This window comes from Caulobacter radicis, assembly GCF_003094615.1.
In the GTDB taxonomy this organism is placed as follows: Bacteria; Pseudomonadota; Alphaproteobacteria; order Caulobacterales; family Caulobacteraceae; genus Caulobacter; species Caulobacter radicis.
In genome coordinates this window covers 100,099-114,154 of record NZ_QDKO01000025.1, presented here as the reverse complement: position 1 = coordinate 114,154, position 14,056 = coordinate 100,099, and the positions used below count along the sequence as shown (strand labels likewise).

Below are 14,056 nucleotides of genomic sequence, written 5' to 3'. Positions count from 1 at the left end.
GGCCCTCAGGCCAGCATCCGCACCTTCGGTTCGCGGTCCCAGAAGCGTTTGGCGGCTGCGGCAATGAAGTCCTCGCCGAGATCGGTGACGCCCTCGTCCGGCTCGACGCCGGCCTTGTCGAGCAGGGGCTTTGCCGCGTCGGTCGCGCCGATCGCCTTCAGGTGCCCGAAGGCGTCCATCACGAACTGGACGGCCGCCGCCTCCTTGAGGAGGGCCGCGCAGCCGTCGTCGGACAGCACGAGCGCGATGGCGTCGACCGTCACCGAGGGCGTGCCGGCCAACTGGCCGTCGGCGAAGATCAGGGTTCCGTCGGCGCCCTTGGCCCCTCCGATCTTGGGGGCGATGACCTTGGCGACGGCGCCGGCCTCCTCGATCGCGGCTTTAAGCTTCTCGACCGCGTTGGCGTCCGAGCCGTCAGCGACCAGGATGCCAATCGCATGGCCCTTAATGTCCTTGGGTGCGCGCGGACCTTCCACGATCCGCAGGGCCGGCGACAGCTCCAGATCCTGGACCGGCGCGGCGGTCTTGGAGGCCTTGGGCAGGTCCATGGCAAGGCCCGCGGCTACCCGTTTGGCCAGGTCCGGATCGACATTGACCAGGTTCGACAGCATCCGCGTGCGGATCGCCTCGATGGCGACCTTGGAAAGCTCGAACACCAGGGCCGAGGCCAGGTGCGCCTGCTCGGCCGGGTACAGCGAGCGGAAGAACATTCGCGCCTGGCTGTAGTGGTCGGCGAAGCTTTCGGGCCGCACGCGCAGCTTCTCCGCGACGATGTCGGCGCCGTCCTGGGTCGTGCGGAAACCCGTCACCGGGCACTCGCGCGGCCCACCGTCCTCGCCTGCGGTCTCGGCCAGGCTGTTGGGCTCGTAGTTGGCGCGGCCCTTGTGGACCTGCATCTGCATCATGCCGTCGCGCTGGAAGTTCATCACCGGGCACTTGGGCGCGTTGATCGGCAACTGGTTGAAGTTGGCGGCGCCCAGCCGGCTCTTCTGGGTGTCGAGATAGGAGAACAGGCGCCCCTGGAGCAGTGGATCGTCGGTGAAGTCGATCCCCGGCACGATGTTGGCCGGGCAGTAGGCGACCTGCTCAGTCTCGGCGAAGAAGTTGTCGGGGTTGCGGTCCAGCACCATGCGGCCGATCGGCGTGACCGGCAGCACTTCCTCGGGAATGATCTTGGTGGGGTCGAGCACGTCGTAGGGCAGGGCGTCGGCGAAGGCCTGATCGAAGGCCTGCACGCCCAGCTCCCACTCGGGGAAGTCGCCGCGATCGATGGCTTCGAAGAGGTCGCGACGCTGAAAGTCGGGATCAGCGCCCGCCAGCTTCACCGCCTCGTCCCACAGGGTCGAGGCCACGCCCTGCTTGGGCTTCCAGTGGAACTTGACGAAGGTCGCCTTGCCCTTGGCGTCGACCAGCCGGAAGGTGTGGATGCCGAACCCTTCCATGGTGCGCAGGCTCCGCGGGATCGTCCGGTCGCTCATCGCCCACATGATCATGTGGGTGGCCTCGGGCATCAGGCTGATGAAGTCCCAGAAGGTGTCGTGGGCGCTGGCCGATTGCGGATAGCCGCGATCGGCCTCCATCTTCACCGAGTGGATCAGGTCGGGGAACTTGATGGCGTCCTGGATGAAGAACACCGGGATGTTGTTGCCCACGAGGTCCCAGTTGCCTTCCTGGGTGTAGAATTTCACCGCAAAGCCCCGCACGTCGCGCGGGGTGTCGACGCTGCCGGCGCCGCCGGCGACCGTCGAGAACCGCACGAACACTGGCGTCTTCTCGCCTGGGCGCTGGAAAAGGTCGGCCTTGCTAAGCTTGGCGGCGGCCGCATAGGGCTCGAAATAGCCGTGGGCCGCCGAGCCGCGGGCATGGACGATGCGCTCGGGGATGCGCTCGTGATCGAAGTGGAAGATCTTCTCGCGCAGCACGAAGTCTTCCAGCAGCACCGGACCACGCGGGCCCGCCTTCAGCTGGTTCTGGTTGCCGGAAATCCGCACGCCCTGGTTGGTGGTCAGGTGGCCGTCCGGTGTGTGCGGGCCGCCCTCCGGAACGCGCTGGTGGGTCTCGTCGCCGACGCCGCGTTCGGTGGTCATGCCCTTGGCCATGTCAGTCTCCTGGGATGGGATCGTGGGGCAATCCAAAAGCCCCGAAGCCGGTTCCGAGCTTGGCCGGACCCGTCTGATGATCGTGTCGATGATGAAGCTGCGCAGACCGGACGGGCGTTGAGGGCAAGCCATCCCAGAGGAGATCGCCGATGCCCGCCAAGTCCGCCGCCCAGCAAAAAGCCGCCGGAGCCGCCCTGTCCGCCAAGCGTGGCGACACGCCCAAGAGCAAGCTCAAGGGCGCGTCGAAATCGATGCTGTCGATGAGCGAGAAGCAGCTGGAGGAGTTCGCGCACACCAAGCGCAAGGCCATGCCCGAGCACAAGCATTGACCCCTTCGATGCGCCGGTCCGACCGAGCGACGACCTGCTCCTGAGGGGAACGATCGCCGCCCGGTCGATCCTACTGGATGTTAGTGGGAGGGCTGCTTGGAGAACTCCGCCATCAGCTCTTCCTTGCGCGCGGCCATGCGTTCGCCCATGGCTTCGAGGTCCTCGTCGCCCTTCTTGGCCTGCGCGAAGAAGCCGCCGGGTTGTTCCTCTTCCTTGACGTGGTGCTTGATGTACTCGCCCAGCACCTTGACCTTGGCGTCATAGAACTCTTCGCCGGGCTTCATCGCCTCGATCTCGGCGATCAGCTTCTTGGCGCCGTCGTGCTCGACATAGGCCTCGTCGATCAGGTCGTCCTCCACCTCGCCGCGGCTTTCGGGATAGAGGATCTCCTCCTCGATCTGGGTGTGGACCTTCAGGGCCAGCGCGATCTTGTCGAACAGGGCCTGCTTGTCGCGGTCGCTCTCTAGCTGTTCGTACTCGTCGAACATGGCCTCCACCTCTCGGTGGTCGGCCTTGAGCAGGCGGATCGCCAGGGGATCGCGCCGACCCGTACGGCGGGTGCGGCGGGCCTTGGCGGTTTTCGCGGCGGATTTCGAGGCGGCTTTGGCGGTGGGCATGTCGGCGCTCCGGTGGCGATTGTGCGCCGTTTCAAGCCGGAGCGTCGGCCGCCGGTTCCCATGGCCGTGCTAGTTGAGAGACGATTTCACCGGTGACCTTCGCGCGGCGTTATTTAAGTCGAATCAGCGACTTATGAGGTGCTCTTCGTCGGGTTCTCGACGGAGGAACGCTCGTTGCTTCCACCGCATTGGGGATGGGCCGGAGCATCCGGCGATCAACCCATCAGGGAGACGGCCATGAGCGAGAACGCCAACAACGATCGCATGCAGCAGCAGTCCAACGACGCTCAGCGCCAGCAAGTCGGCCAGCAGAACCAGCAAGGCGACACCCGCCAGCCGCAGCAACAGCAGACCAGCCCCCAGCAGGCCCAGCCGGATCAGCAGAACCAGCAGGGCGAGCGTCGTCCGGGCGAGCTCCAGGAAGGGCGCGACATCGAGGGCGAGGGCGAGGGCCTCGCGGGCGGCGTCGACACCGGCGCCATCCAGCCGGGCCGCACCGGTCAAGGCGACGTGGAACGCTAGACGTGGAACGCTAAACGTTCGTCGAGGCCGGCCTTCGGGTCGGCCTTTCTTCCTGCGACGCCCGATCGATGCGTCTGGAGATCAGCTTTGAGTAGTGTGCTGGAGATTTCCCGCTTTGAAAGCGGATGGGCGGTGAAGCTTCTAACCCGACCTTGCGACAGCGAGATCCACTAGCCTCCGTAGTCATTAAGAGGCCCGTCTTTCGCCGACAAATCTCATTGAGAGATTTCAGCGGCCATACTGGATTGCCGCTGCTTGGCATTGAACAGCTTCTAGCAAACGGCTTCCCAACGCTACTCGGCGATGCTCTTCGCCGGCGGCCATGGCGCGATGTGGGATTTCCGGGCAACACCGCGGTTCAACGGGTGGCGAGCGCCATCTACGAGCAGGGCGGGGTGGTATCGGCCGTCTGCCACGGGCCTGCGGCGCTGGTGGACGTTAAGCTGAGCAACGGCGACTATCTCGTGGCTGGCAAGCGCCTCGCTGCGTTCACCAACAGCGAGGAAAGGGCGGTCGGCCTCCACACGACCGTGCCCTTCCTTCTGGCGGACAAGCTTTCGTCTCGTGGCGCTCACCATCAGGCGGCGCCCGACTGGACCGCCAAGGTCGTCGTCGACGGCAGACTGGTGACCGGCCAGAACCCGCAGTCGGCCGCCGGCGTGGGTGAGGCAGTTCGTGACCTAATGCTCAGCCCGAGATAGAGGCCAGGCGAGTGGCTGGCGCCTTCCGGATAATAGGTGAGCGGGAGGCGCCCGCCAGCGCTCGTGCCTTACTGCGGCTCAGCGCTGGAAGTCCAGTTTCCGGAAGTGCGCTAAGGCCGTTATTGGCGCGGCGCGGGCCAAGACGTCATCGGACTCGAAACACTAGCCACTGGGTCTGCTGGTTGGCCGCGAAGTTGTCGTCCGACGCCTAGGCCAGAAGCAAGCGCTGGCCTCCCGTCGCCGGCGGAGCCTCGAGATTGGAGACAGTGACGCCCAGCAGCCGGACGCCGGCGCGCAACGGAAAGGCCGATCGAACGAGGTCCAGGGAGAGGCGCTGCAGCAGGGCCGGGTCGTCGATCGCGCTGGCCGCCGAACGGGCTCGGGTAGCCTGCTGGAAATCAGCATACTTGATCTTCACCGTGACCGTGCGGCCGAACGCCTGGGCCTTTAGGCACCAGGAAAAGACCTTGTCGGCGAGCGCCGCCACCTCAGCCTCGATACGGAGCGGATCGACAAGGTCGGCCTCGAAGGTCGTCTCCGATCCCGAGGATTTACGCTCCCGGCTGGGATTGACCGCGCGCGCATCAACGCCCCGTGCGATGCCGTAAAACCAGGGACCCGACTTGCCAAAGTGCTGCTGCAGAAAGGCCAGGGACTGGCGCGCTAGATCCTCGCCGGTATGGACCCCCAGCCGCTTCATCTTGGCCTCGGTCACCGCGCCGACGCCATAGAAGCGTCCGATCGGCAGGCTCGCCACAAAGGCCTGTCCCTGACCCGGCGAAACGAGGAACTGACCATCGGGCTTGTTCTGGTCGCTCGCCATCTTGGCCAGGAATTTATTGTAGGAAATGCCGGCCGAGGCTGTCAGGCCCGTCTCCTGTCGGATACGGGCCCGGATGGTCCTGGCAGTCTCCGTGGCGCTGCCTACGCCGGCCTTGTCGCCGCTGACGTCGAGATAGGCTTCGTCCAGCGACAGCGGCTCAACGGCGTCGGCGTAGTCGGCGAAGATCTCGTGGATCTGGTGAGAGACGGCCCGGTAGACGTCCATGCGGTGGGGGACGAAGACGAGCTGGGGGCATTTGCGCAAGGCCGTGCTGGAGGGCATGGCAGAGCGCACGCCGAATTTGCGGGCCTCGTAGCTGGCCGCGGCGATCACCCCGCGCGGGGCTGGCGAGCCGACCACGACCGGCTTTCCGCGCAGGCCAGGATCATCGCGCTGTTCGACTGACGCATAGAAGGCGTCCATGTCGATGTGGATGATCTTTCGCGCCGGCGACTCCATGCGCCAGCTCTACCATCATGTGAACGTAACGGGAACTTTCAGCCGCGTTTGGTCGATGCGCTGAGAAACGCCCGTACGCATGGCGCCATCTTGCTTTTGCAGGCCATCGTAGCTGGAAAGCGCGCCCGAGGGCGCGCCATGGGTCGCGCAGCCCGTCACGCTCACCGCTGCCAGAAGTGCCGCAACCTGTTTCATCAGCTGTCCCTCGGGATCAGCAAACGTGGTTCTCTAGGGCCTGTTCCGTTTAGCGTCGGAGGACGGAGCCTCAGTATTGTCCGGACGCTCGGAGGAGGCGCTCCTCGATCCAGCGCCTCTAAACGGAGAACGATATTCGCAATTTTGACCTTATGTGACAGATTTTCACGGACAGTGATCGGTTTTCACGGCTCGACCTTGGTGCAGTGAACGAGCTTCGCGGCGCGCCCGATGGGTGAATGGCCTACGCAGTTGGTGAACGACTTTCACGGCCCCCAGAGCGTCGCCCGGCTTCGCCGCTGAAGGCCAAATCCTTGAGGAGGCGAGGACCCGTGGCAGACCGACGCCTTCGGGCAAGTCAATGCCTGGCCCAAGGGCCTCGGCTTGGCGTGAGCCGGGTGACAGGCTTCAGGCGCTCTCGGAACACGGCGCGGCGGCCAGGCGCAGTTCGCGTCGTGCGCCCACGCTGCAGGGCCGCAAATTCCTAGGTTGTTAGAAACCGCACCCAAGGCCCAATTTCCGATAAGATTTATTAGGCGCGCTAGGTATGTAGCGACCGGATGAGAATGTCACCCCCGTGCCAGTTAGGCATGTCACCCTTCCAGCGTGTTTTCTGGAGGGCCTGGGATGGCGGTTCGGAGCATGAGCGACAAAGAACTGGCGCGGCTGGAGGTGCTGCGCGATCTCGATAGTCAGAGACTGACAGCGGCGGCCGCCGCCAGCTCCTGGGCGTCAGTCGACGACAGACGCTCCCACTCCCCTGCCTTCAGACGAATTGGGCGACTTCGGCGAATCCAAATTCAAGTCCCTCTGCGCCAGGGCCCAGTTGGTCGCCAAGGCCGATCGCGATCGGTTCGGGTGGGACTTCGTCGTTCAAGAGCCCCTTGAGCACGACGAATGCGAGAGCGCCTCCCATATGACGAGCTTTGTCCAAGTCAAGTCGACCTGGCGCGGCCCCAGGGCAAGGTTTGCGAGGCCGCGCCGATAGGATTAAATCCTACTCGGAAATCGGAGCATAGCCATGCGTTCCACCCAGCAATTCAGCGTCACGCTGCCCACGAGATGGCCGCCCAAGTGCGGGCAAAGGTCGCGTCTGGCGACTACGCCAGCGAAAGCGAAGTGATCCGCGAAGGTCTTCGCGCGCTGCAGGCCCGCGACCGCGCGTTCGACACCTGGCTTAGCGGTGAAGCCGCCAAGGCCTATGATGCCATTCAGGTCGACCCGTCGCGCGGACGGTCGAGCCAGGATGTTCGCGCGACCTTATCCGCCGAGCACGAGCGCGCGACCAAGGCCTGATGCCAGTAGGCCCGGATGTAGAACCGGCGGCTATGTGCAAGCGCTGCGACGTGGCAGCCGTGACGCCGTGCTCCTGAAGCACATTGTCGCCCTCTGCTGTGACCTGGGCATGACGACGATCGCCGAGATGGTAGAAACTCGCGACGCCGCCAATTTGCTCCGCGACCTGGGTGTCGAGCTAGGCCAAGGGTGGCACTTCGCTAAGCCTCTTCCCAAACCCCAGTGGCGCGCCGCAGCGCCGCCGCTGACCAAGCGAATGGGGACGGTGGATGAGTGGAGATAGCTTTGGCCAGAAAGAGCAGGTCGAGAACCCTTTCCGATGATCACCAAAGGGGTGTGTCGGTTTAGGAGCCCGCCGCGTTCCGTCGAACCCCGATGGATAGGCGAACGCCGCTCGTCGCAGCTTCGAGAGAAGCGCGATGGTCGAGGGATCGTGATATCCGACGAACTTCGCGGTGCACGACAGGCTCCGGCAGGCCGGTAGAGCCGCGTCCGGCTGCAACTGAGAATGATCCAGCGCCCGCCTCCCGCCGTATAGAGCGTGACAGAGGAGGCGACATGTCCGACAAGGTCATCCGTGCGGCCGCGATAGCAGGTTTGGTCGCGACGTGCGCGGCGTGCGCCAGCGGCGGCGCCTCGTATTCCGGCTTTCTAAGCAGCTACGATGGCCTGGCCAAACGGCCTGGCAGTGTTCGAGCCACGGTGTACGAGCGCCGCGACGAGGCGATGGCCGCGCCAATCGAACAGCTCTGGATCACGCCCGCCGCGAGCCATTCGAGCGAGGCCCTGTCGGTCGAGGACGAGCACCGCCAGGCGGTGCTGACTGAGGTCGACCGGCAGGTCTGCTACGAGCTGAGCAAGCGCTTCACCCTGATCGACGCCCCCTCCCCCGACGCGGGGACCGTCAAGGTCGGCGTGACCCGCATCGAACTCACCAACCAGGCCGGGGCGGCCGCCTCGGCGGTGGCCAATTTCTTCATCCCGGGTCCGGTCTCGCTGCGGGCGCCGGGCGGGGTGGGCGGGCTGTGGGCCGAGGCCGAGCTCCTGGCGCCGGACGGCGCCCAGGCGGCCGCCCTGGTCTGGAGCCGGCAGGCCATGGTCGTGGGCGCCGACAAGCCGTCGCTGTCGCCAGTCGGGGACGCCCACCAACTGGCCGAACCATTCGGGGACGCAGTGGCGGCAGCCCTGACGCCGCGCGACCGAAAGCCTCGCCCCGTGGCGACACCCGATCCTTGCGAGCGCTTCGGACCGCGACTGCGTCCCGAGGGGCTGCTCCTGCGCATGACCACCGGCCTCTATCAGCCAGAGCTGAGCGGGGCCAAGCCGCGGCCTCGCGACGAAAGCTCGGGCGAGCCCGGCCAGCGCCCCTAGAGGCGCACGAAAGGCGCGAGCAGCTTGCCAAGCCTGCCGGGCAACATGATCTGGCCGTCAAGCGCGGCGACACAGAGACAGGGCTCCTTGGAGACGACCTTGGGCTGGTGTGTCACGCTCGGGTCGGCCTCCTCGAAGTCGCCGCGCGAAAAGACACCGTCCTCGGTGGCGTAGGCGCCGTCGATCACGCAGGTCAGTTCAACACCCCCATGGGTGTGGCGCGGCGCCGACTGCCCCGAGGCGATCTTCAGCAGGATGACACGGCAGTCGCCCTGCCGGGTCCCGAGCACGTCGCGAACCCGCACGCCCGGTCCCAGCCAGCGCCAGGGCCCAAGCGCGAACTGGTCGAGAGGCGCCGGAAGAACAGGATCGGCCGAGGCCGGCCTCGGCTCAGCGGCGGCCTCGTCGGCGTCCAGGCGCGCCATGACGTCCCGCCGGGCGCCCTGGCTGATCGCTTCCGGCGCCTGGTCGTCGAGCAGCACGCCGCCCACGGCCGAGCCGAGCTCGGCCCACGGGCGCGTAGCCGGCCGCAGGCTGAGATGCGCGGCCACGACGACGGCTTCCGGGAAACTCAGGGTTCCCGCGGCGAAGGCCAGCAGCCTTTCCTCGCTGGGCTGACGGCGAAGGCTCATTGCACGTCCCCCCTGTCCCTTTCGATGCAGGCCCGCAGCTTCATCATGCCGAACCGGATGCGCGCCTTGACCGTTCCGAGCGGAACGCCGAGCGTCCTGGATATCTCCGTATGGGTCTGCTCCTGGAAGAAGGCCATTTCGATGGCGGCGGCCTGGTCGGCGTTGAGGCTGAGCATCGCCGCCCTCACCCGCTGGGCGTCCTGCGCCCCGCTGAGGATGGCGTCGGGCTGGGCCGGCTCCTCCGCGTCCAGGTGAAAATCGAGCTCATGAAGGGTGACCGAGCCGCGCCTGAAATGGTCGATGCGGAGGTTGCGGGCGATCGTGAAGATCCAGGCCGCCGCCGAAGCGCGGGCGGGGTCGAAGAGGTGCGCCTTGCGCCAGACGACCAGCAGGGTTTCCTGGGCCAGTTCCTCGGCAGCCGAGGCGCTGGCGCCGCCGCGCATCAGCAGCGCCTTGATCCTTGGCGCATAGTGGTCGAACAGCCCCGCGAAAGCCTCGCGGTCGCGGCTTGCGCCGACGCGCACGACGAGATCGTCCAGCGCGCGTGAGGAGCTCACGGCGTGACGGCCTGCAGGGTGTGCGGATAGGGCCCGAGTCGCATGCATGCGGATGATACGGCACGGCCGCCCGCCCGGATCACCGGAAACGAAAAATAGCGCGCGCCGCCATCCGATCGGCAACCTCGACCGTAGGACCTCGGGACATGTCCATCCTCGCCCCGTGGCGCGGCGGACGCCACCCTGACGAGGGCCGCCTCAGATGAGCGACACATCCCTGGACCTCCGCGTCGCCGGCGCATCGCGCGGCTCGCCACTGTTCGACCTGGTCATGCGGCTGCTCTCGGCGCGCTGGACCTGGGGAGAACTGACGATCGTCACGCCGGGCGGCGAGCGCCGTCACCTGGCGGGCGCCGCCCCGGGCCTTGCCGCCACCATCGTCGTGCACGACTTCCGCTTCGCCGCGCGAGTGCTGGCCAATGGCGACATCGGTTTTGCCGAAGGGTTCATGGCGGGGGAATGGGACAGCCCCGACCTGGCGGCGCTGCTGACGACCCTGGCCAACAACTACGACCACATCCGGCGCCTGTTCGACGGCGGCTTGCCGATGAAGCTCGCCAACTGGGCGTTCCACCGCCTGCGCGCCAACAGCAAGGCCGGGTCGCGCCGCAACATCCACGCCCACTACGATCTCGGGAACGCCTTCTACGGAGCCTGGCTGGACGAGACCATGACCTACTCCTCGGCACGGTTCGAGCATCCGGGCCAGTCGCTGGAAGCCGCCCAGACGGCCAAGTACGAAAGCCTGGCCGCCCTGATCGACCTCAGGCCCGGCCACAGCGTCGTCGAGATCGGCTGCGGCTGGGGCGGGTTCGCCCAGTTCGCGACCGCCAGGATCGGCGCCCGGGTCACCGCCGTGACCATCTCGCGGGAACAGCACGACTTCGCGCGCCGCCGGATCTTCGAGGCCGGGCTGGCCGAGCGGGTCGACATCCGCCTGCTCGACTATCGCGACCTGACGGGCCAGTTCGACCGCGTGGCGTCCATCGAGATGCTGGAAGCAGTGGGCCGCGACTACTGGGGCGTCTATTTCGACAAGCTGGGCTCGCTGCTGAAGCCCGGCGGCCGCGCCGGCCTGCAGGTGATCACCATCCAGGATGCGCTGTTCGACGAATACGACGCCCGCACCGATTTCATTCAGCGCTATGTATTCCCGGGCGGGTCACTTCCCTCCGAGAACCGCCTGGCGCCGCTGATCGCCGCCCGCGGCCTGCGCTGGCGCAGGACCGAGCGGTTCGGCCAGGACTACGCCCAGACCCTGGCGCTGTGGGCCCAGCGCTTCGAACGAGCCTACCCCTCCATAGCCGAGGGCTCGAAGGCCTTCGACGCGCGCTTCCGCAGGCTTTGGCTCTTCTATCTCGCCTACTGCGAGGCAGGCTTTCGAACCGGCCGCACTGACGTCATCCAGATGGCGATCGACAAGCACGGCTGAACGCCCTGCGACCGCGAGGCGGTTGGGCGCGCATTGAGCCAAATTGCAGGTCGGTTGTTGACGATAAAGCCCGCTGAGCGGTGTTCGTCCCAGGCGAAGATGTCGCGCCATCAGCTGCGCCTGGGCTTTGCCCTGACGCGAATTTCACGCGTTCTGAGGCTGCAGTTGCGGCTGGTGGACAATGGCGACGCGGGCACCCGGTCCGGAACCATCCACGACGACCTCGGCCCTCAACTGCTTGGCCAGGGCCTGGATGATGCTCGAGCCGAGGCCAACCCTGACGGATCCGCTTGCGGGCGGCATGCCCACGCCATCGTCGGCGACCGACAGCGTCCAGCCGCCTTCCGAGGCGCTGTACTCCATCCAGATATGCCCGCCTTCGCGACCTGGAAACGCGTGCTTGAGGGCGTTGATGACCAGCTCGGTGACGATCAGTCCCATGCTTACCGAAACCTCCGCGGCCACCCAGTGCTCGTCGCTGACGACGGAGAGCGTGAGCTTCTCAGGATTGGAGACCATCGAGGCGGCGATGCCGTCGCACAGCGCCCTGAAATAGGCCTTCAGTTCCACCTCACCCGCGCCCGACTCCACCAGTTGGCGCTGGAGAGCGGCGACCGACATCACTCGACTGTGGGCGTCGGCGACATGGGCGCGGATCTCGGCGGACGGCGCCTTGCGGGCCGACTGCATCAGGATGCTGGCGATGATCTGCAGGCTGTTGGCGATTCTGTGCTGCAGTTCGTCGAACAGCACGGCCTTCTCGCGCACTAGGTCGTCCTTGACGCGATCGGCGAGGCGCGCGTCCGTCACGTCGAAGATGGTCAGAAGCAGAAGCGGGTTGGCAGGGTCGCCGTAGTCGAGCCGTCGCGCCCTGATCACCAGCCGCCTGGCGTCCTCGCCAGCTCGGACCAGATCCATCTCACCGGCCTCGACAGCGCCGCCCCCCTCCAGCGCGATGGCGAGCAAGTCTCGCAACGACGGCGCGCTCCATTCGCCTTCGCCAAGAACGAACGCCGACAGGCCGACCGCCTTCTCCACGTCGATGCGAAAGGCTTCGGCGAAGGACTCGCTCGCCGCGACGATCCTGAAGTCGCCATTGAGCAGAAGTATGGGCGCATCCGATGAGGACACCAGGGCCTGGGCCAGGGCGTCGATGGGCGACGGAACGGGGCGAGCCTCATCGAGCATAGGGGGATCCACGACCCGAAGGCTCTCGAAACGACAGCCGTTCCCGGGCGAGAGATCGGCGCTTGCGCCGGACTCTCAACGCCGCGCCGAAGCTTTAGTTCTAGCACAAATCGGGATCGGCTCCGACGACCAGACCGGGCGACGAAACCGCGCAGCGGGATCCCGAACCATAGCGTCGCTTGAACGTTTTTATTGGAGCGGCTTTCGCTGGGGCCTTCCCCGGCTCGGGGTTTCGAAAGGGCCCGCCATGTCACCGACCTTCGAAGACGCGCTGGAAGTGGTCCTCAGCCACCTCGACAATCCACCGGCCGAGGGAACGCCGGAGGACGAAGCCTTTCTGGCCGCCCTCGGCGAGGTTCTCGTCGCCTCCCAAGGCGGTCTGGACAACGATGACGGCGCCAGGCAGGCTATCGTCATCGATGATGATCTGCGAACCCGGCTCGAGGCCATCGCCCATCGCCGTCGCCTCAACCCGTTCGGCGAACACCCCGACGGCATTGGCCCGACGCTCGGCATGGATCTACGGGTGAAACCGCCCGGTTGACGCGTTCGGCGCACTTTTCTTCCAGTGACCTGACGGGGAAAGCGGAGGAACGCGACGCGATCTCGCCAAGCTTTGCTTAGGCAGAAGCCGAAAGACAACGGGAAGCGCTAGCGCCAGCATGACACATACGGCGGCAGCGACGAAGAGATAGGGCATGTTTCGTATCCGAAGGGGCTAGCCAAGCGCGCCGCCGCTAGGGGCCGGCGCACGATGCGATTCCGGGCGACCTTCCAAGGAACGTCGCCCGGCGCTGTATTGCGGATGTCAGCGATCGTCGCGGAAATCGCCGCTGATGCTGTCGCTCAACCGATCGAGCCGAGCGGTGATGATCGCCCGCCCTCTGGGACCAAGATCGCCTTGACGGTTGCGCAAGGACCGCTCCTGGCGCTCGATCGCGGCCAGGGTTCGTGTCGCCTGGCCCGCCTCAGCCCGGCTCAGGCGACCGCTATAGGCGCCGCGATTGATGCGCTCGGCCAGTTGCGCCTGACGATCGTCGATGCTGAGCCTGCCGCGGCCGTCGGGATATTGACCGGCGGGATAATCGGCGCGCGGGCGGCGAGCATCCGTCGAGACCCAGCCGCCACGGGCGTCGTAGTAACCGACCGTCTCGCCACGCACCCAGCGCCCGTTGGCGTAATAGCCCGGCTGCGGATCAGCGATCCAGGCTCCGTTGGCGGCGCGCCGTCCGCTCGGCTGGCCCGGCATCCAGCGTCCGTTGGCGTCGTAGCGACCGCTGGCTGCGCCCGCGATCCAGCGACCGGACCTGTCATAGTAACCGGAAGCGGCCGAGACCCAGCGACCGTCCTGAGCGTAGTAGCCGGTGGCCGAGGCTGGAACCCACAGACCGTTGGCATAGTAGCCGGACGCCGCGACGTCGGTGCTCGCCTGCATCCAGCGCCCGTCGGACGCGTAGTAGCCGCGTGGAGCCCCGTCGACCCAGTCGCCGTTGCGATCGAAATAGCCGGAAGCCTCGCTTCGCGAGACGGCGTTGGCGTGCCAGGCGCCCTGATTATCGTAGAAGCCATAGGCGCGGGCGCAGTCGGGACGCCCCTTGGCGACCTGATTACCGATCAGGGCGCCAGCGATGCCGCCGATAACGGCCCCTTCGCCACGATCGCCGCGGCCCGCCACGGCGCTGCCTGCCGCCGCCCCGACACCAGCGCCGAGGAGGGTTCCGGCCACACGATTGCTCTGCCGCTGCTCGCAGGTCTGTTGCGCGAGCGCGGCGGCGGGGATGAGGGCCGCGGCGCAGACGCCGGCGACCAGGAGTTGGATACGCATTTTGTGGGAT

Annotated in this window: 16 protein-coding genes; 8 read left to right on the top strand and 8 right to left on the bottom strand. The window is 66.5% G+C overall.

The window, feature by feature from the left end; genetic code table 11:
* Window positions 1-5: 5 nt before the first annotated feature.
* Entirely contained in the window at window positions 6-2,099 is a 2,094-nt protein-coding gene (locus DDF62_RS16340; RefSeq protein ID WP_116490074.1) for a catalase, read from the bottom strand.
* 149 nt (window positions 2,100-2,248) lie between these two features.
* Here DDF62_RS16340 and DDF62_RS16335 point away from each other — a divergent pair, with 149 nt between their 5' ends.
* Window positions 2,249-2,428: a DUF3008 family protein gene (locus DDF62_RS16335; protein WP_101717688.1), complete on the top strand. Its 180-nt coding sequence runs from the start codon at window positions 2,249-2,251 to the stop codon at window positions 2,426-2,428.
* A gap of 80 nt (window positions 2,429-2,508) precedes the next feature.
* Here the strand turns inward: DDF62_RS16335 and DDF62_RS16330 are convergent, their stop codons facing one another.
* Entirely contained in the window at window positions 2,509-3,045 is a 537-nt protein-coding gene (locus tag DDF62_RS16330) for a hemerythrin domain-containing protein (RefSeq protein WP_116490073.1), read from the bottom strand.
* Between the two features lie 237 nt (window positions 3,046-3,282).
* On the opposite strand from DDF62_RS16330, the gene DDF62_RS16325 reads away from it, so the two are divergent.
* The gene (locus DDF62_RS16325) at window positions 3,283-3,567 is read left to right on the top strand and encodes a hypothetical protein (RefSeq protein ID WP_116490072.1); all 285 of its coding nucleotides are present in this window, start codon (window positions 3,283-3,285) and stop codon (window positions 3,565-3,567) included.
* A 245-nt stretch (window positions 3,568-3,812) separates the two neighbouring features.
* Window positions 3,813-4,268 carry a type 1 glutamine amidotransferase domain-containing protein gene (locus DDF62_RS16320; protein WP_207780723.1) on the top strand — a complete coding sequence of 152 codons (456 nt, stop codon included), beginning with the start codon at window positions 3,813-3,815 and terminating at the stop codon, window positions 4,266-4,268.
* 208 nt (window positions 4,269-4,476) lie between these two features.
* Here DDF62_RS16320 and dinB read toward each other — a convergent pair whose 3' ends face one another.
* Window positions 4,477-5,550 carry a DNA polymerase IV gene (dinB, locus tag DDF62_RS16315; RefSeq protein ID WP_116490071.1) on the bottom strand — a complete coding sequence of 358 codons (1,074 nt, stop codon included), beginning with the start codon at window positions 5,548-5,550 and terminating at the stop codon, window positions 4,477-4,479.
* Between the two features lie 15 nt (window positions 5,551-5,565).
* Window positions 5,566-5,745: a hypothetical protein gene (locus DDF62_RS25405; RefSeq protein WP_133244743.1), complete on the bottom strand. Its 180-nt coding sequence runs from the start codon at window positions 5,743-5,745 to the stop codon at window positions 5,566-5,568.
* Window positions 5,746-6,807: 1,062 nt separating this feature from the next.
* On the opposite strand from DDF62_RS25405, the gene DDF62_RS16305 reads away from it, so the two are divergent.
* The 3 genes from DDF62_RS16305 (at window position 6,808) to DDF62_RS16295 (ending at window position 8,412) form a co-directional block, all read left to right on the top strand.
* The gene (locus tag DDF62_RS16305) at window positions 6,808-7,041 is read left to right on the top strand and encodes a ribbon-helix-helix domain-containing protein (RefSeq protein ID WP_116490069.1); all 234 of its coding nucleotides are present in this window, start codon (window positions 6,808-6,810) and stop codon (window positions 7,039-7,041) included.
* Window positions 6,947-7,324, top strand: coding sequence for an EAL domain-containing protein (locus DDF62_RS26695; RefSeq protein WP_116490068.1), 378 nt, complete (start codon window positions 6,947-6,949; stop codon window positions 7,322-7,324). Before DDF62_RS16305 ends, DDF62_RS26695 begins: the two co-directional genes overlap by 95 nt.
* A gap of 275 nt (window positions 7,325-7,599) precedes the next feature.
* Window positions 7,600-8,412 (top strand): DUF3313 family protein, encoded by an 813-nt coding sequence (locus DDF62_RS16295; protein WP_165832271.1) that lies wholly within the window; start codon window positions 7,600-7,602, stop codon window positions 8,410-8,412.
* Here DDF62_RS16295 and chrR read toward each other — a convergent pair.
* Window positions 8,409-9,044, bottom strand: coding sequence for a cadmium/peroxide/UV radiation responsive anti-sigma factor ChrR (chrR, locus tag DDF62_RS16290; RefSeq protein WP_116490066.1), 636 nt, complete (start codon window positions 9,042-9,044; stop codon window positions 8,409-8,411). The two genes, DDF62_RS16295 and chrR, sit on opposite strands and share 4 nt — an antisense overlap.
* On the bottom strand, window positions 9,041-9,601 hold the full coding sequence (locus tag DDF62_RS16285) for a sigma-70 family RNA polymerase sigma factor (RefSeq protein WP_244286844.1): 561 nt from the start codon (window positions 9,599-9,601) through the stop codon (window positions 9,041-9,043). The genes chrR and DDF62_RS16285 overlap by 4 nt, the downstream gene beginning before the upstream one ends.
* 202 nt (window positions 9,602-9,803) lie before the next feature.
* On the opposite strand from DDF62_RS16285, the gene DDF62_RS16280 reads away from it, so the two are divergent.
* Window positions 9,804-11,033, top strand: a complete 1,230-nt coding sequence (locus DDF62_RS16280; protein WP_116490064.1) for an SAM-dependent methyltransferase — start codon at window positions 9,804-9,806, stop codon at window positions 11,031-11,033.
* 144 nt (window positions 11,034-11,177) lie between these two features.
* On the opposite strand, the gene DDF62_RS16275 is transcribed toward DDF62_RS16280, so the two are convergent.
* Entirely contained in the window at window positions 11,178-12,221 is a 1,044-nt protein-coding gene (locus DDF62_RS16275; RefSeq protein ID WP_116490063.1) for a sensor histidine kinase, read from the bottom strand.
* Window positions 12,222-12,468: 247 nt separating this feature from the next.
* Here DDF62_RS16275 and DDF62_RS16270 point away from each other — a divergent pair, with 247 nt between their 5' ends.
* The gene (locus tag DDF62_RS16270) at window positions 12,469-12,765 is read left to right on the top strand and encodes a hypothetical protein (protein WP_116490062.1); all 297 of its coding nucleotides are present in this window, start codon (window positions 12,469-12,471) and stop codon (window positions 12,763-12,765) included.
* A gap of 264 nt (window positions 12,766-13,029) precedes the next feature.
* Here DDF62_RS16270 and DDF62_RS16265 read toward each other — a convergent pair whose 3' ends face one another.
* Complete coding sequence (locus DDF62_RS16265) at window positions 13,030-14,046, bottom strand: glycine zipper 2TM domain-containing protein (RefSeq protein WP_165828773.1); 1,017 nt, start codon at window positions 14,044-14,046, stop codon at window positions 13,030-13,032.
* Window positions 14,047-14,056 lie beyond the last annotated feature (10 nt).